Origin of the sequence: Nannocystis bainbridge (genome assembly GCF_028368995.1) — a bacterium.
Classification (GTDB): domain Bacteria; phylum Myxococcota_A; class Polyangia; order Nannocystales; family Nannocystaceae; genus Nannocystis; species Nannocystis bainbridge.
On record NZ_JAQNDL010000005.1, the window covers coordinates 623963 to 641315 of the forward strand.

Genomic DNA, 17353 nt, shown 5'->3' on the forward strand with positions numbered 1-17353 from the left:
GATCTGCCGTCTGCATATTGACTGCGAGCGTGAAGCCAGCCGGGCGTCAGATGTAAGGGTCGAGATCGAAGTACTCGTGGTCTTCGTTCGAGCCGCCCTCGCCTTCGCCCAGGGTCTTCTCGGAAGCGACGAGCTCGATGCGCTCGATCCACTTGACCATCTTGAAACCCAGCTGATTCTCGGCGCGAAGCCGCAGCGGTGCGCCATAGACTGCAGACAAGGGTTCACCGATCGCGTCTTCGATGGTCTGCGTGTCGTAGTACGTCCCGCCGGCCCCGCCGCTCCAGCCCATCCAGATACGCATAAGCCCGCTCGAGCAGCACCCCATGGTAATGCTCATAGTTCCCCGCCGTCAGCGGCACCCGCTCGGCGACCTGCGCCGGGTTCCCCTCGAGCACCTCTCCGTTCGGGCGGATCGTCTGCCCGATCGACCACATGAACTCCACCAGCGGCTGGTCCGTGCCTGGCATCGTCAGCACCTCCGACCACTCCCACGTATTGCTGAACCCGCCTGTCGGCATCCCGATCGTGTGGCCCAGCGCGTTGTCGACGATCGTCGCCGCGAACTGGTCCAGGTGTGAGCCGCCGCCCGGGCCGAACAGGCACACCAGCGGCCCCGAGAAATGCACCGGCGCCGGCTGCAGCAGCCCGTCCGAATCGGCGGGCAGGTGCGCCAGCTTGAACGGTACCGCCTCGCTGAAGCTGCGGCCCGCCTGCAGCGCCGGGATCACCGAGCCCTCGAGCCACGCCAGCAGTCGGACCCCGCCGTCTTCGCTCTCGAACACCCCTGCGTCGCTCGGCCCACCTGCGACCACCTCCGCCCGCTTCTGCGCCACGAATGGCACCACCACATCGCTCAGGCGCAGGTTGCCCAGCGTCGTCTTGAACGGTCGGCTCGTCATCCGCTGGATCGCGTAGCCTCCGAGCGAGCCCCCGCGCGAGCCGGTCGCGTCGACCACCAGCGCGTGCCCCAGCAGCCGCTCCGCCTGCGCGTAGGCCATCAGCCGCTCGACATCTGCCACCAGCGTGCGGCGGAACCCCAGCCAGCGCAGCAGCACCAGCTTGCGCCCGTCCGTCGGTCGCAGCAGCTCGTACGTCTCGGTCGCGAACTCGAGCCGCATGCCCGGGTACTCCGGCCGCTGCGGCCTCTCCCAGCGTATCTCCTCCGGGGGTAGCCACGGCAGCGTCACCTCGTAGACCGCCCCGTCGGCCGCCTGCAGCCCGTACCGCACCTGCGCCGCGAAATGCTCGGGCGGCAGCAGCCCGCTGCGCACGTGCAGCTGCGCCGACACGTGCCACCAAAAATTCTCGCGCGTCGAATAGGGGTAGTACGGCTCGACCCCCGCCACGTACTCCACCAGCGGCCGCCCGTCGATCGCCACCACCCGGTCGCCGCGCCGTGGCGCCCGCAGCTCCGCGTGCGCCGCGAAGAACGAAGCGTCGAGGTCGGCCACGAACACCGACAATTCGGACCCCCCATAATCGGTAGCGAACCGCAGCGGCGCCTCGGCCTTCGCCTCCCAGCCTGGCACTCGCAACCCGCCCTCGACCGGACGGACCTTGAGGTGACGGTCCTTGCGCGCGTTGCTGATCTTCACCAGCGCGTAGAACAGCTCGACCTCCGTCCTCGCCGCCAGCAGCGCCGGCGCGAACGCCTCCATGTTCGCCCGCACGTCGAGCTCGAGCCGCTCGTTCTTGACCGGCGAGAACGCCTCGCGCCGGGCCGTCTTGTCCCAGATCTCGGCGAACAGGCGCGCCCGCTGCTCCGCGGTCCCGAGCGGCGCCGTCGCGGCCGTGGGCGCGCTCGCGAGCGCAGGCGCTGTCGGCGTCACGGTCGCGGTCCTGTCAGGCTTGCACGCCGGCGTCACGAGGCCGAGGACGATCGCCGCGGCGGCAGGAAATCGCGTCATGGCGCGGGCGAGGATAAGCCGAACGAGCGGCCGACCGCGCGCCCGCGCAACATCCGCCATGCACACCAATGTCCGCAATCCTGGCCCAGCCCGATCCACCGGCGGCCCGGCCGCCGCCTCTTGCTGCCCGCAGACACAATATCATGAGTGCAGCCGCCGGCGTCGCATTCGCGCCCCCGTGTCGCCCCACGAGCGAGATCTCGCCACCCTGCGCAGCCCGTCGAAGCACCGCGACTTCGATCGCGCGATTCACCTTCGAAGCAACCCCGACACCCCCCCCAGCGATTCACCCACTCGCAGCCCACTGGCACCACACGACCCCTCCACCCACCAAAGCATCAGCCGTATCTCCATCGGCTTCCGCCACCCGGCGTGATACCGTCTCACCCGTGACCGACCCGACCGACGGCCCTGGCATCCTCCTCGTCCCTCGCGCCGCCCAGCCGCGCGTGCGCTGGAAGAACGACGGCGGCTGGACCACCGAGCTGGCCGTGCGGCCCGAGGGCGCCGGTGAATTCGACTGGCGCGTCAGCATCGCCGAGGTCGACGCCGACTGCCGCTTCTCGCACTTTCCTGGCATCGACCGCAGCATCCTCGTGCTCGCCGGCCCCGGCTTCGATCTCCGCGTCGACGGCGAGCCTCTCGCGCAGCTGCGCCTCGGCGACCCCGCCCACCCCTTCTCCGGCGATCGCGGGGCCGCCTGCGACCTCGTCGGCGGCCCCACCCGCGACTTCAACGTCATGACCCGCCGCGGCCGCGTCCGTCACACGCTCACCCGCACCCGCGCTGCCACCCTCGAGCATCGCCCCGGCCTGACCTGGCTCGTTTACGTCGAAGGCGGCGACACCCTCGTCGCCGGCGTCCGGGCGACCGCCGGCGACTGCGTAATCTTGGAACATGTCCCCGAGGACACCTTCCCCGTCACCCTCGCCGGCGACCTCGTCCTCGTCCGCCTCGAGTATCTATGATCGGTCACACCATCACTCCGCGTGTCCTGCCGCGTCGACGGCGATGCGTGGAGCCCCGATGGTGAACACCTCACCGCCGTGCGACACGCATCGTGTGCGTGCCACACCGCTCCTCGCAATGATCGCTCTCGCGCTCGCCTGCTCCGCGCCCGCCCAGGACGCGAGCTCGCGCCCCGCCCCGACGCCCGCCGCACCGGCGCCTGCGCCCGCGCCCGAGCCTGCCGCGCAGCCCCCCGCCGAGGCCGCCGCGGTGCCCGTCCTGCCCGAGCTGCGCGAGACCAGCAATGCCTTCATGGAGGCTCTGCTCGCCGGCACGCTGATCGAGCAGTCCGGCTGCCTGCGCGTCAGCCCTGACGGCAAGGATCCCGGTCACCTGCTGATCTGGCAGCCGGGCTACACCCCGCGCCGCGCCGAGGGCCGCCTGGAGATCGTCGACAGCACCGGCAAGGTGGTCGCCCGCGTCGGTGAGCCGCTGCGCACCGGCGGCGGCCAGGCCTCCCTGACCGACTCGCTGCGCGCCCAGCTGAAGGCCCCGCTCGACCCCGCGTGCGTCGGCCCTTACTGGCTCATGGGCCAGCTGCAAGCCCCCTGAGAGCGCGCCGCCTCGGCGTGCCGCGAACATACGCCCTCGCAACTACGGCCCGGCGTATGCTCGCGCCCATGCGCGCCCCTCTCCTCGTCCTCACGCTCGCGGCTTGCGGCGCCTCGTCGACCCCCGGCGGCGCTGCACCCGACCCGAAGCCCGCGCCCGTCGATGCGCCCGCGCCCACGAGCGTCGATGTCCTGACCACCAGCGCCGGCCCCTTCGAGATCCACCCGGTGCATCACGGCACCGTGCGATTCGCCATCGGTGACAAGGTCGTGTGGGTCGACCCGTGGTCCAAGGCCGATCTGCGCGGCCCCAAAGCCGACCTCGTGCTCGTCACCGACATCCACCCCGACCACTTCGACGCCGCCGCGATCGCCAGCGTGCGCAAGGACGACGCCATCGTCGTCGCGCCCGCCGTGGTCGCCGAGCAGCTCGCCGGCGCGGTCGTGCTCGCCAACGGCGAATCGCGCGACCTCGGGTTCCTCCGCGTCGAGGCGGTGCCGATGTACAACCTCGTGCGCGGCCCCGAGCCGGGCAAGCTCTATCACGACAAGGGCCGCGGCAACGGCTACGTGCTGACGGTCGGCGACCGCCGGATCTACCTCTCGGGCGACACCGAGTGCACGCTCGAGATGCAGGCCCTGCGCGACATCGATGTCGCCTTCGTGTGCATGAACCTGCCCTACACGATGACCCCGACCGAGGCCGCCGGGTGCGTCGCCGCCTTCAAGCCGAAGGTCCTCTACCCCTATCACTACCGCGACTCCGACCTCGACGCGCTCGACGGCGCCCTGGCCGGCAGCGGCGTCGAGGTCCGCCGCCGCGCCTGGTATTGATGTCCTTCAGAACATGCTCTTCGAGACATGCCCCATGAGACATGTCCCGAAGATTTTGCGATCATTCACACACCACGCCGTCACCGTCGGCGTCGCGGTAATACGCATACTCCGGATCGCGGCCGCGGCGGTACGGCCCGGCGCCGCGGGCCTTCGCCTCCTTGCAGCTGCCGTAGTTCGGGTCGCCGCCGCTGGTCCGGGGCGCCGTCTTTTTGTCCTGCGAAACCACCGCCGGTACCTCGATCGGCCCGCCGTCGGGCGCGACCTCGTCCGGGCAGCCGCGCAGGACGTCCTGCATCGCCTCGCGCTCGTCCTCGGTGATCCACAGCCCGTACTTGGCCTTGACGGCGATCTGGCGGGCCACGTAGGCGCAGCGGTAGTCGTGGTTCGGCGGCAGCCACAGGGCAGCGTTGCTGCCGCCCTTGGCGCGATTGGCCGAGGCGTCGACCGCCAGCAGGTTGAGCGGATCGTTGGCCAGCGCGATCCGCCGCGCCGGCTGCCACGCCGCCGCGCCGGTGGCCCACGCGTCGCCGAGCGCGACCACGTGATCGATGTCGACCGCCGGCCCGCCGCCGCGCTCGAAGGCGATGTCTGCCGCGGTGTACGGATCGGCCAGCTTGCCGGCCGTGACCACGCAGGGGCGCTTGCTCGGCGCGAGTCGGACCTCGCGGAGGTCACGGCGCAGGATGTCGTCGCGCGTGTCGCAGCCGTTGTGGTCGATGTCGAGCCACGCGCGCCCGAACTGGTCGCGCGCGTAGTCGCGGCCGTCGCGCGGACGCACCGGCAGCGTCGCCAGCAGCGGCGCCGCCAGCCGCCCCGCGTCGCCAGCGTCATCCGCGACGATCGCGGCCGGCACCGCGCCGTGGCCCGCCGATCCGCCGGGATCGCAGCCGAGGCCCAGCAGAACGGCGAATACGGCGAAACGGAGGCGCGGGCGGGCGATCACCGCGGCGAATCTCGCCGAGCCGCGATCGGCCGTCCAATTTTCGGCCGAGGCCGTCGCGTCCGATATCGCCGCGCGAATCATCGCACCACGCGGCGAGCCCAATCGTGCCACCCTCGCGACGAATGCTGCGTGTCGCCGGGCGCCAGCCGCCGCGCCGCCGCGCGCCTGCAACCGCATCGCGCGCTGGCGGTGGTTGCGTTAGACTCCGCGGCGTGATTCGGCTCGTCGCGCCCCTCGCGCTGGGGCTGGCCCCGGCCGCGCCGGACGAGCTCGTGCACTGGCAGGCGCCCGCCGCCTGTCCCTCACGCGAGGCGCTGATCCGCGCCGTCGCGGCCGACCTCGGGCGCCCGCTCACGCCCGCGGACGCCGAGGCCGTGACCGCCCACGCGACCGCGCAGCGCCGGCCCGATCGCCGCTGGCAGCTCGAGCTCACGCTGACCCCGCGCGACGCCCCCGCGGTCGCGCGCACCGTCGTCGGCGAGCGCTGCGAATTACTCGTCGAGGCCGCCGCGCTGATGATCGCGGTGGCGATCGATCCGGAGCTGCTCGCCGCGCTGCCGCGAACCGCCCCGGGTGACCGCGAACTCGGCGACATCCCGCTCGAAGTCCCCGTCGTCCGCGACGCACCTGCCCCCGCCAGCTCGTCCACCCCCGCGAACACGCCCACGCTCGCCCCTGCGCCCGCGATCGCGCCCATCCTCGCCCCTGCGCCCGCGAACTCGCCTCCGCCCTTCCGCCGGCCCACGCCCGCGCTTCGTGGCACCCTCGCCGTCGCCGCCGGCCTCGACGTCGGCGCCCTGCCTGGGCCTGCGCCCGGCTTCATGGTCCGCCTCGGCCTCCTCGCCCGGCGCGTGCGCGCCGAGGTCGGCGCCGTGCACTGGCTCGAGCAATCGGCCCGCCTCGCCGGCACGGCCAGCGGCGGCGACCTGCGCCTTACCGCCGCCCAATTGCTCGCCTGCCCGCGGCTGGCGCTGCGGCGCTTCGAATTCCCGGTGTGCGCCGGCCTCGAGCTCGGGGCCATGCGCGGCCGCGGCGTCGGCGTGACGGTCCCGACGAGCGATCGCGTCGTCTGGCTGGCCCTCCTCGCCGACGCGCGCGTGCAGTACCTGCCCGTCCCCCGGCTCGCGCTCGGCCTCCAGCTCGGCCTCGCCGCCCCGCTGCTGGCCGCGCGGTTTCGCCTGCGCGACCAGGACCAGGACCTCCACCGGGCCGCGCCGGTCGCCTTTCGCGCGGTCTTTGCGATCGAGCTGCGTTTTCCCTGACAGATCGCGGCGCCTCGTTGCATGACGGGGACATCCCTCCGGTCCTCGCCCCACCGGCCGCCCTCGGCGACCCCGCCTCGCGCGCCCACGACGGCTCCCACGCCGCCGCCCTGCCGGCTGTGGCCGAGCTGTTCCGCGACCACTACGAGTTCGTGTGGCGCCTGACCGGCCGCCTCGGCGTGCCCGCGGCCGTGGTCGACGACGCCGTCCAGGACGTGTTCGTCGTCCTCCACCAGCGCCGCCACGAGTTCGCCGTGCACGGCTCGGTGCGCGCGCTCCTCTACGGCATCACCCGCCGCGTCGCCCGGCGCTACCGCGAGCGCGCCGCCCGGCACGTCGAGTTGGTCGCGGAGCCCGAGCCCGCCGGTCCCGGCCTCGACGAGGAGCTCGCGCGCCGCCAGGCCGCCGCCGTCCTGCGCGACGCCCTCGCCGGCATCGACGAGGACAAGCGCATGGCCTTCGTGCTCGCCGACATCGAGGGCATGGCGATGCCCGAGGTCGCCGAATGCCTCGAGATCAACCTCAACACCGCCTATTCGCGGGTGCGCGTGGCCAGGCAGCTGCTGCAGCGAGCGATCGCCCGCCACCACGCGCGCGACAGTCGGAGGACCCCGTGAACGAACCACTCGACGACGAGCTGCGGCGCTACGTCGCCGCCCTGCGCGAGGTCGACCGCCCCGGCGACGGCGCCCGCGCTGCCACCTGGGCCGGCATCGATGCCCGCATCGCCGAGGATCTCGCGCCGCCTCGCCCCGCCTGGCGCACCTGGCCGCTGGCCGCCCTCGCCGCCGCGGTCGTGCTCGGCGTCGGATTGGCCGCAGCCACGGCCTGGCGCGTGCGCGCCGAGGCCAACGTCGAGGCCGCCCATCAGCGCATCGACGCGCCCACCCTGCGCTCCCTCGAGAAATCCTCGCGCGAATCACCGCAGTCCGCCTCGCGGGGCCAATCACCGCACCCCGAACCGCCGGCCTCGACCTCCGGAAAACCCGAGCATTCGCCGATCGGGGCCGCGTCCGCCTCCGAATCATCCGCGGCCACCACCCCCTCCGACCCGTCCACCGCGCCGAGCGTCGGGCCCGCCGGTGATTCGCAGGACCTCGGCGCCAGCGATCCGGCAGCCGTCGAAAAAACACCCCATGCGCGATCGCCCTCCGCCGAATCGTCCGGCAATGCCCGCCCCTCCGCAGCGCGCCGCCCCGCGGACAGCCCCTCGCTGCGGCCCGAGGAGGTAGCATCCTTCCAGCGCGCCCAGGCCGCCCTCGCCGCCGGCCGCTACGACGACGCCTTGAGCGCCCTCGACGCTCACGGCCGCCGCTTCGAGCGTGGCGTGTTCGAGGAGGAGCGCCAGGTCTCGCGGGCCACCGCGCTGTGCAAGCTCGGCCGCCTGGACGACGCCGCCGACGCCCGGCGTCGCTTCTTGCGCGAGCGCCCGGGTTCGCACCTGGCCGAGCGCATGCGCCAGATCTGCCGCGACGACGAATAACATCACAGAATCATCCGCGTCCCTGCATCTCGAGGAGTGACATGACCCTTTCCCGAACGCGCCTGTCCTCCCACCTCTTCCTCTCGACCTTGATCGCCTTCGTGCTCGGCGCCTGCGACCAGAAGCCCGGCGACCTCGGGCAGATGACCGACGGCGACGACGCGCTGTGCGGCGACGGCATCGTCGCTCCCGGTCTCGAGCAGTGCGACGACGGCAACGCCCAGGACGGCGACGGCTGCACCGCCAATTGCACCCTCGAGGACTCGCCCGCCTGCGGCGACGGCATCGTCCAGCCCGGTCTCGAGCAGTGCGACGACGGCAACGCCCAGGACGGCGACGGCTGCACCGCCAATTGCACCCTCGAGGGCCAACCCGTCTGCGGCGACGGCATCGTCGATCCCGGCGAGCAGTGCGACGACGGCAACAACGCCGACGACGACGGCTGCTCTCTCACTTGCACCCTCCAGGCGAGCGTCTGCGGCGACGGCGTCCTCGCCGGTCTCGAGCAGTGCGACGACGGCAACTTCGTCGACGGCGACGGCTGCACCGCCAATTGCACCCTCGAGGGCCAGGCCGTGTGCGGTGACGGCATCGTCCAGCCGCAGAACGGCGAGCAGTGCGACGACGGCAACGCCGTCGACGGCGACGGCTGCAACAACGATTGCACCCACGATGGCAGCCTGTGCGGCGACGGCGTGATCGCTCCCGGCCTCGAGCAGTGCGACGACGGCAACAACCTCGACGGTGACGGCTGCTCCTCCATCTGCCAGCTCGAGGGCCAGTCCCCCTGCGGTGACGGCGTCCTCCAGCCCGGCGAGCAGTGCGACGACGGCAACGCCATCGACGGCGACGGCTGCACCGCCAATTGCACCCTCGAGGGCCAGGGCCTGTGCGGCGACGGCATCGTCCAGCCCGGTCTCGAGCAGTGCGACGACGGCAACGCCCAGGACGGCGACGGCTGCAACAACGATTGCACCTTCGGCGGCATCCTGTGCGGCGACGGCCTGCTCGATCCGGGCGAGCAGTGCGACGACGGCAACAACACCAGCAACGACGGCTGCTCCGCCGCCTGCCTGCTCGAGGGCCAGTCCCCCTGCGGTGACGGCGTCCTCCAGCCCGGCGAGCAGTGCGACGACGGCAACTTCGTCGACGGCGACGGCTGCACCGCCAACTGCACCCTCGAGGGCCCGCTGTCCTGCGGCGACGGCGTCGTCCAGCCGCAGAACGGCGAGCAGTGCGACGACGGCAACGTCCAGAGCGGCGACGGCTGCACCTCCACCTGCCAGCTCGAGGCCTGACCGCCGCCCGCCGATCCGTCGATCGCTGTCCAGTTAAGACGTCCCCAGAATCGCCGGCCGCGCGCGCTCGCCCGCGAGCCTCGCGGCCGATGAACCGCGCTTCAGCGGCGCCCCGCCCGGCGCCGTGTCACCTCGATGCGCACGAGGTCGCGTCCACTGCCGCATTATCATGACCCGGCGCCCTGCTTCGCGCCGTGAAATCGCCGCACGCTGACGCAGCGACAGGCGCTCGGCGATTCGCGCCGCGGCGCCTACATTGTCGGCAGTCCGGGTGCGACACCTCGTCCGCGGCTCACTTCGAAGACTGCAGACAATCGCCGGGCGGCGTGCTTCACTCCCGCCATGAGCACGTCCGGCGAGGATGGTGGGACGGCAGACGCGCACCGCGTGCCGTTCGTGCGCGTCGAGTTCGACCGCGAGCTGCGGGTCGTCGGGTGGAACGAGCGCGCCGAGCAGCAGTTCGGTCGCAGCGCCGCCGAGGCGCGCGGCCGCAGCGTCGCCGACCTCCTGCCGCTGACCGGCGGCGGCGACTGGCGCGACCTGTGGACCGAGCGCGACGACGCCGGCTCGACCCGCCTCGACCACGCGGACGGGCGCGCCTGGGAGTGGACCGCCGCCCCGGTGCGCCGGGGCGCGGAGGTCGTCGGCGTCGCCTGCTACGGCGTCGACATCACCGCGCGGATCGCCCTCGCCCGCGAGGCCGAGCTCGAGCACGTCATGCTGCGCGTCCTCGTCGACAACCTGCCGGTGGTCGTCTGTTCCTACGCGGCCGACGGCACCTACCTCTACGTCGCCGGTCAGGGCCTCGCCAACACCTCGCTGCGGCCGGAGCAGATGATCGGCCAGAACCCATTGACGATGTTCGCCGACGACGACGACGCGGTGGAGTTCATCCGCCGTGGCCTCGAGGGCACGCCGTCGCGCATGACCATCCACTCGCAGGACCGCTGGTGGGACAGCTGGCACATCCCCGCGCCGCCTGACAACCGCGCCGCGCTCGTCAGCATGTCGCTCGACGTCACCGAGGCCCACGCGCAGGAGCTCGAGCTGCGAGCCAGGCTCGATCTCATCGATCGCCAGCAACGGGTGATCCGCGAGCTCTCGACCCCGATCATCGAGGTGTGGGAGGGCGTGGTCGTCATGCCGATCATCGGCCTCGTCGACAGCATGCGCACCTCCGAGATCATGGACAGCCTGCTGCAGAGCGTCGGCCGCATGCGGGCCAGGGTCGCCATCCTCGATCTCACCGGCATCGAGGTCGTCGACACCGCGACCGCCAATCACCTGCTGGCGATGATCCGCGCGGTCCGCCTGCTCGGCGCCGAGGGCATCCTCACCGGCATCCACCCCAGCATCGCTCAGACGATCGTCACCCTCGGCGTCGACCTCACGGGCTTCCTCGTCCACGCCACCCTGCGCCAGGCGCTGAAGCACTGCCTGGCCACCGGCAAGCGCGCGTGACGGAGGCACTGACGCGCGCCCGCAACCACCGTCGCAGCGCGCCGAGCCGCTGCTTCACCCACGCGCTTGCGACCGTCGTCGTCGCAGCGCCACCAGCCCGAGCAGCGCGAGCCAATCCGGCGTCCGGCCCGTGAGTGAACAAGAGCAGCCGCCGCCGCCCTCGCTGCCGGGCGAGGTCGCGCTCGCACCGCTCGCACCGCTGCTGCTCGAGCTCGAGCTCGCGCCCGTCGAGGCCTCACCGCTCGTCGGCGCCGCCGCACCCGAGCTGGATCCGCTCGTCGCGGCCGACGTGCCAGAGGTCGTATCGCCGCTCGTCGTCGTCCCGCTGCTCGTCGTCGTCCCGCTGCTCGTCGTCGTCCCGCTGCTCGTCCCCGTCGTCGTCTCACCGCCGGTCGAATCCTCGCCGAACGACAGGCACAGCTTGCGCGTCTGGCACAGCAGATCTTCGCCGCTGCACGTGTCCCCGCGCAGGCACGGCCCGCCGTGCTCGGTCCGGGGCGGTACGTACCACTCGATCTCCCTGAAGCAGCCCTCGACCGGCTCGCAGTCCCCGCCCTTGCAGTCGGCGTCGGTCTCGCACACGAACGCGCGGCAGAACGCCGCCCCGCAGGAATACTCGACCTCGCTGCCGGGCGGGCACGCATCGGGCAGCGGCGGGACCACGTCGGCGCGGGCCACCGCCGGCGCAGCCCCGACCATCACCACCACGAGCGAGCACCAGACGACAGGCCCAAGGTTCACCCGCATCGACACCTCGCATTCACGCTATCATCCGTGGCGCCGCATGCAAAGTCGCTCGCTCGCCGCCCTGCTGCTCGCCGGGGACCTCGCGTGTGGCCCTCCCGCCCCCGAGTGTCCGCCGGCCACCGCCGTCGATCCTGCGCGCGCCCAGGCGGTCCTCGCCACGGCCCGCAGCACGCGACCCGGCCATGGGCTCGACGGCGGCGCGACGATCTGCTTCGGCGGGCACGACCGCGGCTCGGTCCTCGCCAGCGGGGCCGTCGTCATCGCCGACTCGCTCGATCGCCCGGCCGCCGCGGCCCGGCTGATCCACCTGCGCCTGCACGTCGCCGACGGCCTGCACCGATTCCCGACCCCCGGCGTCGCCTGCGAGGCGCAGATGGAAGCGGCGAGGGCCGCCGAGGCGCGGGCCATCACCGCCGAGATCGAGGCCTGCGACGAGCTCGGCTGCGCCGAGCCTCCGTACAGCTTCGCCGCCGCGGTGCTGGCCGCCGCCCCCGAGGCGCGCATCGACCTCGTGCTCGCGCGCCTGCGCGACGAGCCTGCGGCCGACGGCCTCGGCCTCATGCTCCGCAACTACCGCGCCCGCTGCGAAGCCGCGCGCTGAGCCCTGGTTCAGCGCGACGTCCTGCTAACAATCGCAGGTGTACGCCGAGATCTTGTCGTTCCACCACTCGCCGACGAACGGCACCGACCCCTGAAACGAATTCTGCGCCCCGGCGAAATCGGCGTGCTCGAACACGTTGAGCACGCAGCCCGAGCGCACCTTCACCGACGACACCACGTCGTTCCACAGGTTACCGATGAACGACACGTACGCCCCGGCCTCGACCCGCTTGGCCTCACCTTCGAAGTGCCAGTGCTCGTACATCGTCGCGCATTCGCCCCCGCGGCCGCTGACCTCGTCGAACGGCGCCACCTCCGCCACCTCCGTCTCGTCCTCGCCCGCGAGCTCCTCCGCCTCGTCGCATCCCATCAAAAAAACAATCGCACCCACCGCGCTGATGATCGCCCTTCGCATCGCTCCTCCGATCGCCGATCTCATGCCGCAGCGCCTCACCCCGGCAACCGCCCGGCAGGAGTTCTTATGACCGCTTGACGGCGACCGCCCGCGCGCGAGATCGCGGCATCGCATGTCCCCAAGGCCATGTGACTGCATTCACGGGCATTCGGCCGACATGTCTTTCAAGACAGCCTCGCTAGTCCGCCCCGACCACCACCGGCCCGCGCGCCGCCAGCTCGGCCGCCAGCTCGGCCGACACCCCCGTCCCGCTCAGCTCCAGCCGCCTCAACCGCCCGAGCCACGGCGCTTGCAGCAGCCCCTCCAGCGCCCCGCCGAGCCCCGGCGCGTGGGTGATCGCCAGCGCCTGCAGCTCGAGCGTTTGCCCGCCCAGCGCCTCCAGCAGCGCCGGCGACTCGAGCCCGCGCAGCGCCAGCTCGCGCAGCCCCGGCAGCTTCGCGCTCGACAGCGCCGCCGCCAGCTCCTCCGCTTCGCCCGCGTCCTCCGCGAGCGCCTCCGGCCCGAGCCACAGATCGACCCGCTCCAGCGCCGGAAACGGCGCCGCGATCAGGTTCGCCAGCGAATCGTCGCCCAGCTCGCCGACGTGCATCACCAGCGTACGCAGCCGCGGGTGCCCCTTCGCCGGGATAAGCGCCCACCCGCTCGCGCCGTGCAGATCGAGGCGCGTCAGCGCGGGCAGCTTCGTCAGCGCCGGCCCGACCCCCTGGCACACCCCTTCCGCCGGCGGCAGCGCGGCCGGGAACGGGCCGATGTACAGCCGCTCGAGCCCCGCCAGCCGGCTCGCGTGGCGCGTCATCAGCGGCAGCGGATCGCCCTCCTCGTACGGCGTGTCGTAAAGGTCGGCCTGCCCGGACCAATCGTCGAGGATCAGCGTGCGCAGCCGCGGCGCCGCGGGGTCGCGCAGCAGCGACTGCAGCAGCCCCGACCATCGCGCACCCACGTCCTCGACGTCCTCACCGGCGTCGCCCCGGCCGGCCACCGACACCGCCCACGCGATCCGGTCGGGCAGCGACAGCCCGTGCGCCGGGTCGTAACCATCGACCACCTGGTCGTCGAGAACTCGCAGCCCCGCGCGCGGATCGGCCATCCTTAAAATCTATCGCGCCCCGCGGCCCCGGCGCAATCCTCGACGACATCGAAGCGGAGCGCGGTGGGCCTGCCAATGACACGCGAACTCGGCCCCAGCGGCCTCGCGAGGCATCGCCCGCGCGCAATCCAATTGAAGCGTCGTCGACGCTCACTACGCCAGACGAGGCCCGGTCGTCCCGGGCAGAGGTCGTCGATTCGCCATGCTGATCGAGCTCGAAGCACAGGATTACCCGCGGGTCCGGCCGCTGTTCCGCGCCTCGTATCCCAACCTCGCCTTCGTGCATGCCGTGCTCGAGCGAGCCATCCCCGGGTGCGTATGGGCCGGGTCCGGCGAGCGTGAATTCGCGGTCGCCCTGGTCGCCACCGAGGCGCCGTTCTGCTTCGCCGCCGGCGCGGTGACCCCGGCCCTGCTCGATGAAATGCGGGCGCTGCTCGCCGACAGGCCGCCGATCAAGCTCGTGCATCCACGCGGGCTCGCCTCGGCCGCGCCGCAGCTCGGCTTCGTGGCCGCCGAGCGGGCCCAGTTCGGCCCTGGCCCCGGCGGCTACGCGCCGCGGGACCTGCGAGCGCCGCCCGGCTTCGAGCTGGCCGCCGTCGACGGCCACCTGTTCTCGCGCTTGAACTGGCGCGACCCCGTGCTCGCCATCTTCGGCTCCGTCGCCAACTACCTGCGCCACGGCTTCGGGGTCTGCCTGCTCCACGACGACCAGTTGGTCGCGGAGATCCACGGCGTGGTCGGCGGAGGGCTGTGCGAGTTCGGCTGCCACACGCGCGCCGACTATCGGCGGCGGGGCCTCTCCAGCCTCGTCCTCGGCGCCGCCTGCAAGCACGCGGTCGCGCTCGGGCTCGCCCCGTTCACGACCTTCGACGCCGGCAAGATCGAGTCCGAGGCCCTCTCGCGCAGCGCTGGCCTCCATTACGAATTTCATTACCCCATCTCTCAACGGATCTGCTGACATGCTCCTCGATACATTAACGATCTCGCTCGACAATACGCGGCGGGTCGCCCGGCTCATCGCCCCGCACGTGCGGCGCACCCCGCTGATCCGCTCCGACGCCGCGGCCAGGCTCGGCGCCGGCGACATCTTCGTGAAGTGCGAGAATCGCCAGCACACCGGCTCCTTCAAGCTGCGGGGGGCGATGAGCGCCCTCCACGGCTACCCGCTCGCGCTGCCCGACGCCTGGGCCCACATGCGGCGCCGCGGCGTGGTCACCTGCAGCTCCGGCAACTTCGCCCGGGGCCTGGCCCACGCCACCGCCCAGCTCGGCCTCGATTGCACGATCGTCGTCCCGCGATCGATCTCGGCCTTCAAATGGGGCCGGATCCTGCGCCAGAACCCCGCCGCCAGGGTGCATCGCGTCGACCACGACGCCTGGCGGCGCATGATGATCGCCGCCGAATGTCCCGAGCTCCCGGGCTACTTCCTGTCGTCCGAGAGCGACAGCCACGTCAGCCTCGGCAACGCGACCATCGCCCTCGAGATCCTCGAGGACCTGCCCGACGTCGACGCCGTCTTCGTCCCCTTCGGCGGCGGCAACCTGGCGTTCAGCGTCGCCTCCTTGCTGGCCCGCGCTCGCCCCGAGGTCAAGGTCTACGCGGTCGAGGTCTCCACCGGCGCGCCGCTGTCCGCCTCGCTGCGCGCCGACAGGCCCGTAGCCGTCGAGCACAGCCAGACCTTCGTCGACGGCATCGGCGCCAGCTTCGTCATCCCCTGGCAATTTCACCGCCTGCGCGACCTGCTCGCCGGCGTGCTCATCGTGACCCCGCGCGAGATCTCGGTCGCTATCGCCGGCCTCGCCTGTTTCGACGATCTGCGGCTCGAGGGAGCCGGCGCCGCCGCATTCGCAGCAGCGCGAAAGTATGCCCATGTCCACGGCTTTCGCCGCCCGTGCGCCGTCGCCACCGGCGGGTCCATCGCCCCCGACGTGCTGCGGACCATCCTACGAACCGTCTCGCCCGACGAGACCCTGAAGTGCGCCTAGGTGAGCCATGACGACCGAAACTCTCCCCACCATCGAACCGATCAGCCTCGCCCTCGGCGCCGCCGTCACCCGCGTCGATCTCTCGCGCGACCTCTCCGACGAAGCATTCAAGGTCATCGAGCGCGCGTTCCACCAGTACAGCGTGCTCGTCTTCCCCGGGCAAGACATCACCATCACCGACCAGATGCGCTTCGCTCGCCGCTTCGGCGAATTGGTGGTCCAGGATCACGTCTTGCCGATGACCGTCGAGGGCCACCCCGAGTGCATGGCCCTCCACAACAACGCGCAAAAGCCCCCCGGTCTCAACAGCTGGCACACCGACAACAGCGGCTGGCTCCGGCCCCCGCTCGGCACCATGCTGTACGCCAAGATCACGCCCGACCTCGGCGGCGACACCCTGTTCTCCAACATGTACACCGCCTACGAGGCGCTGTCGCGGCCGATGCAGGAGCTGCTGCTCGGCCTGTCCGCGGTGCACGACGTCAAAAAGGCGTTCGGCGCCGACTTCGCGGCGCTGCAGAACACCCTGCGGAGGACCGGCATCGACCCCGACGCCCACTTCGCGCGCTACCAGCCCGTCCCGCACCCGCTGGTGCGGACCCACCCGGGCACCGGGCGGCGGGCGCTCTACCTCTCGGGCCCCTACGTCACCCACATCGACGGCCTGTCCCGCGCCGAAAGCCAGGCGATCCTCGAATTCCTCTACCGCCACATCGAGACCCAGGAGTTCATCCATCGCCACCGGTGGCAGCGCAACGACCTGCTGCTGTGGGACAATCGTTGCGTCCAGCACCTCGCCGTCGCCGACTACTTCCCGCGCGAGCGACTGATGTACCGCCTGAACATCGCCGGCGAGCGCCCCTTCCTCGACCGCTGATTCGCCGGCGCAACGAGCTCCGGGATCCAGTCAATACCCCAAAGGACATGTCCCGAAGGACATTGACTATATTTCACTACCATCAAGGCGAATGCTGCGATTCACCGCCTGCGTCGCAGCGCCCGCCAGCCTGCCCCGATCGCCAGCACCGGCGCCAGCAGCAGCCCCTGACTTACACGCCGCGGCAGCGCTGCCAGCTCCTCCGTCCGCTGCAGCGCCGCCAGCCAGCCCTGGGCCACCGCGCCCAGCGGGCTCCGGCTCGCGCGCAGGAACACCTCCAAAAACAGATCCGACGCCCAGCGGGCGGCGGGGGACGCCTCGGAGTGCGGCAGCGCCTCGAGCCACGCGCAGTACTCCGGGCGGAGCGCGCTCAGGCGGGCGCCCTCGCGGATCAGCTCGAGGTAGCGCCGCGACGGCGTGCGCTCGCGCTGCAGACGCCTCATGGGGGCTGCGACGAACACCTCGGCGATTACCTCACGACCGTCATAGGCGATCACCTCGACCTGCTCGCGCACATAGAAGCGATCGCCGCCCTCGCTGCCGACCAGCGCCGCGAACTCGTGCGATCGCAGACGCAGCAGCAGCCCGTGGACCTCGGCCGTCGCGTCGCGGCGAATGCTCGCCATCGCCGGGTCTGCGGGCGGCACCCCGGGCATGTCGAACACCAAACGCCAGCCGCACAGCGTCCCGGGCGTCGCCTCCAGCGGTGCCAGCCCGGCCCTCGCCGAGCGCCTCTGCGGGTGCAGGTTGGAGCCGTAGGCGAAGTACCAGACATCTCCCGAGGATCGCGATCTCGTGTCGACCACTACCGATTTCACCGCCGCCCCGATGCTATCAGCTTCGTCGCAGCACGGCTCGCGCGTTTGGCGCGATAGTGCCCCCGGCGCGC

19 protein-coding genes are annotated in these 17353 nt (G+C 71.9%); 12 read left to right on the forward strand and 7 right to left on the reverse strand.

The window, feature by feature from the left end:
• Positions 1-46 precede the first annotated feature (46 nt).
• Both POL25_RS42825 and POL25_RS42830 read right to left on the reverse strand, forming a co-directional pair.
• Entirely contained in the window at positions 47-292 is a 246-nt protein-coding gene (locus tag POL25_RS42825; protein ID WP_272092242.1) for a molybdopterin-dependent oxidoreductase, read from the reverse strand.
• Entirely contained in the window at positions 225-1910 is a 1686-nt protein-coding gene (locus tag POL25_RS42830; RefSeq protein WP_272092243.1) for a hypothetical protein, read from the reverse strand. Before POL25_RS42830 ends, POL25_RS42825 begins: the two co-directional genes overlap by 68 nt.
• 389 nt (positions 1911-2299) lie before the next feature.
• On the opposite strand from POL25_RS42830, the gene POL25_RS42835 reads away from it, so the two are divergent.
• From POL25_RS42835 to POL25_RS42845, 3 genes are all read left to right on the forward strand, one after another.
• Positions 2300-2878 carry a HutD/Ves family protein gene (locus tag POL25_RS42835; protein ID WP_272092244.1) on the forward strand — a complete coding sequence of 193 codons (579 nt, stop codon included), beginning with the start codon at positions 2300-2302 and terminating at the stop codon, positions 2876-2878.
• A 118-nt stretch (positions 2879-2996) separates the two neighbouring features.
• Positions 2997-3470: a hypothetical protein gene (locus POL25_RS42840; RefSeq protein WP_272092245.1), complete on the forward strand. Its 474-nt coding sequence runs from the start codon at positions 2997-2999 to the stop codon at positions 3468-3470.
• A gap of 68 nt (positions 3471-3538) precedes the next feature.
• Complete coding sequence (locus tag POL25_RS42845) at positions 3539-4303, forward strand: MBL fold metallo-hydrolase (RefSeq protein WP_272092246.1); 765 nt, start codon at positions 3539-3541, stop codon at positions 4301-4303.
• A gap of 61 nt (positions 4304-4364) precedes the next feature.
• Here POL25_RS42845 and POL25_RS42850 read toward each other — a convergent pair whose 3' ends face one another.
• A complete protein-coding gene (locus POL25_RS42850) occupies positions 4365-5249 on the reverse strand; it encodes a GmrSD restriction endonuclease domain-containing protein (protein WP_272092247.1) in 885 nt (294 codons plus the stop codon).
• A 212-nt stretch (positions 5250-5461) separates the two neighbouring features.
• Here POL25_RS42850 and POL25_RS42855 point away from each other — a divergent pair, with 212 nt between their 5' ends.
• The 5 genes from POL25_RS42855 (at position 5462) to POL25_RS42875 (ending at position 10753) form a co-directional block, all read left to right on the forward strand.
• Positions 5462-6511 carry a hypothetical protein gene (locus POL25_RS42855; protein ID WP_272092248.1) on the forward strand — a complete coding sequence of 350 codons (1050 nt, stop codon included), beginning with the start codon at positions 5462-5464 and terminating at the stop codon, positions 6509-6511.
• A 17-nt stretch (positions 6512-6528) separates the two neighbouring features.
• Positions 6529-7128 (forward strand): RNA polymerase sigma factor, encoded by a 600-nt coding sequence (locus POL25_RS42860; RefSeq protein WP_272092249.1) that lies wholly within the window; start codon positions 6529-6531, stop codon positions 7126-7128.
• Positions 7125-7994, forward strand: coding sequence for a hypothetical protein (locus POL25_RS42865; protein ID WP_272092250.1), 870 nt, complete (start codon positions 7125-7127; stop codon positions 7992-7994). The genes POL25_RS42860 and POL25_RS42865 overlap by 4 nt, the downstream gene beginning before the upstream one ends.
• A 41-nt stretch (positions 7995-8035) precedes the next feature.
• Positions 8036-9292 (forward strand): DUF4215 domain-containing protein, encoded by a 1257-nt coding sequence (locus POL25_RS42870; RefSeq protein ID WP_272092251.1) that lies wholly within the window; start codon positions 8036-8038, stop codon positions 9290-9292.
• A 342-nt stretch (positions 9293-9634) separates the two neighbouring features.
• Positions 9635-10753, forward strand: coding sequence for a PAS domain-containing protein (locus POL25_RS42875; protein WP_272092252.1), 1119 nt, complete (start codon positions 9635-9637; stop codon positions 10751-10753).
• Between the two features lie 54 nt (positions 10754-10807).
• Here the strand turns inward: POL25_RS42875 and POL25_RS42880 are convergent, their stop codons facing one another.
• Complete coding sequence (locus POL25_RS42880; RefSeq protein ID WP_272092253.1) at positions 10808-11500, reverse strand: hypothetical protein; 693 nt, start codon at positions 11498-11500, stop codon at positions 10808-10810.
• A gap of 37 nt (positions 11501-11537) precedes the next feature.
• Between POL25_RS42880 and POL25_RS42885 the strand changes: the two genes are divergently transcribed.
• Positions 11538-12101, forward strand: a complete 564-nt coding sequence (locus POL25_RS42885; RefSeq protein WP_272092254.1) for a hypothetical protein — start codon at positions 11538-11540, stop codon at positions 12099-12101.
• Between the two features lie 24 nt (positions 12102-12125).
• On the opposite strand, the gene POL25_RS42890 is transcribed toward POL25_RS42885, so the two are convergent.
• Positions 12126-12491 carry a beta/gamma crystallin family protein gene (locus POL25_RS42890; protein ID WP_272092255.1) on the reverse strand — a complete coding sequence of 122 codons (366 nt, stop codon included), beginning with the start codon at positions 12489-12491 and terminating at the stop codon, positions 12126-12128.
• 202 nt (positions 12492-12693) lie between these two features.
• Positions 12694-13602, reverse strand: a complete 909-nt coding sequence (locus POL25_RS42895; protein ID WP_272092256.1) for a hypothetical protein — start codon at positions 13600-13602, stop codon at positions 12694-12696.
• A gap of 202 nt (positions 13603-13804) precedes the next feature.
• Here POL25_RS42895 and POL25_RS42900 point away from each other — a divergent pair, with 202 nt between their 5' ends.
• Genes POL25_RS42900 through POL25_RS42910 form a run of 3 tightly spaced genes read left to right on the forward strand, consistent with a single transcriptional unit; the run spans position 13805 to position 16464 of the window.
• The gene (locus POL25_RS42900) at positions 13805-14560 is read left to right on the forward strand and encodes a GNAT family N-acetyltransferase (protein ID WP_272092257.1); all 756 of its coding nucleotides are present in this window, start codon (positions 13805-13807) and stop codon (positions 14558-14560) included.
• Position 14561: 1 nt separating this feature from the next.
• Positions 14562-15587, forward strand: a complete 1026-nt coding sequence (locus POL25_RS42905) for a threonine ammonia-lyase (RefSeq protein ID WP_272092258.1) — start codon at positions 14562-14564, stop codon at positions 15585-15587.
• Between the two features lie 7 nt (positions 15588-15594).
• Positions 15595-16464, forward strand: coding sequence for a TauD/TfdA dioxygenase family protein (locus POL25_RS42910; protein ID WP_272092259.1), 870 nt, complete (start codon positions 15595-15597; stop codon positions 16462-16464).
• Positions 16465-16565: 101 nt separating this feature from the next.
• On the opposite strand, the gene POL25_RS42915 is transcribed toward POL25_RS42910, so the two are convergent.
• On the reverse strand, positions 16566-17282 hold the full coding sequence (locus tag POL25_RS42915; RefSeq protein ID WP_272092260.1) for a gamma-glutamylcyclotransferase family protein: 717 nt from the start codon (positions 17280-17282) through the stop codon (positions 16566-16568).
• Between the last annotated feature and the right edge of the window lie 71 nt (positions 17283-17353).

Coding starts and splice junctions, on each gene's coding strand:
- POL25_RS42830 (WP_272092243.1), bottom strand. CDS start 1,910: ATGACGCGATTTCCTGCCGCCGCGGCGATCGTCCTCGGCCTCGTGACG.
- POL25_RS42825 (WP_272092242.1), bottom strand. CDS start 292: ATGGGCTGGAGCGGCGGGGCCGGCGGGACGTACTACGACACGCAGACC.
- POL25_RS42875 (WP_272092252.1), top strand. CDS start 9,635: ATGAGCACGTCCGGCGAGGATGGTGGGACGGCAGACGCGCACCGCGTG.
- POL25_RS42845 (WP_272092246.1), top strand. CDS start 3,539: ATGCGCGCCCCTCTCCTCGTCCTCACGCTCGCGGCTTGCGGCGCCTCG.
- POL25_RS42910 (WP_272092259.1), top strand. CDS start 15,595: ATGACGACCGAAACTCTCCCCACCATCGAACCGATCAGCCTCGCCCTC.
- POL25_RS42840 (WP_272092245.1), top strand. CDS start 2,997: ATGATCGCTCTCGCGCTCGCCTGCTCCGCGCCCGCCCAGGACGCGAGC.
- POL25_RS42870 (WP_272092251.1), top strand. CDS start 8,036: ATGACCCTTTCCCGAACGCGCCTGTCCTCCCACCTCTTCCTCTCGACC.
- POL25_RS42895 (WP_272092256.1), bottom strand. CDS start 13,602: ATGGCCGATCCGCGCGCGGGGCTGCGAGTTCTCGACGACCAGGTGGTC.
- POL25_RS42885 (WP_272092254.1), top strand. CDS start 11,538: ATGCAAAGTCGCTCGCTCGCCGCCCTGCTGCTCGCCGGGGACCTCGCG.
- POL25_RS42905 (WP_272092258.1), top strand. CDS start 14,562: ATGCTCCTCGATACATTAACGATCTCGCTCGACAATACGCGGCGGGTC.
- POL25_RS42880 (WP_272092253.1), bottom strand. CDS start 11,500: ATGCGGGTGAACCTTGGGCCTGTCGTCTGGTGCTCGCTCGTGGTGGTG.
- POL25_RS42900 (WP_272092257.1), top strand. CDS start 13,805: ATGCTGATCGAGCTCGAAGCACAGGATTACCCGCGGGTCCGGCCGCTG.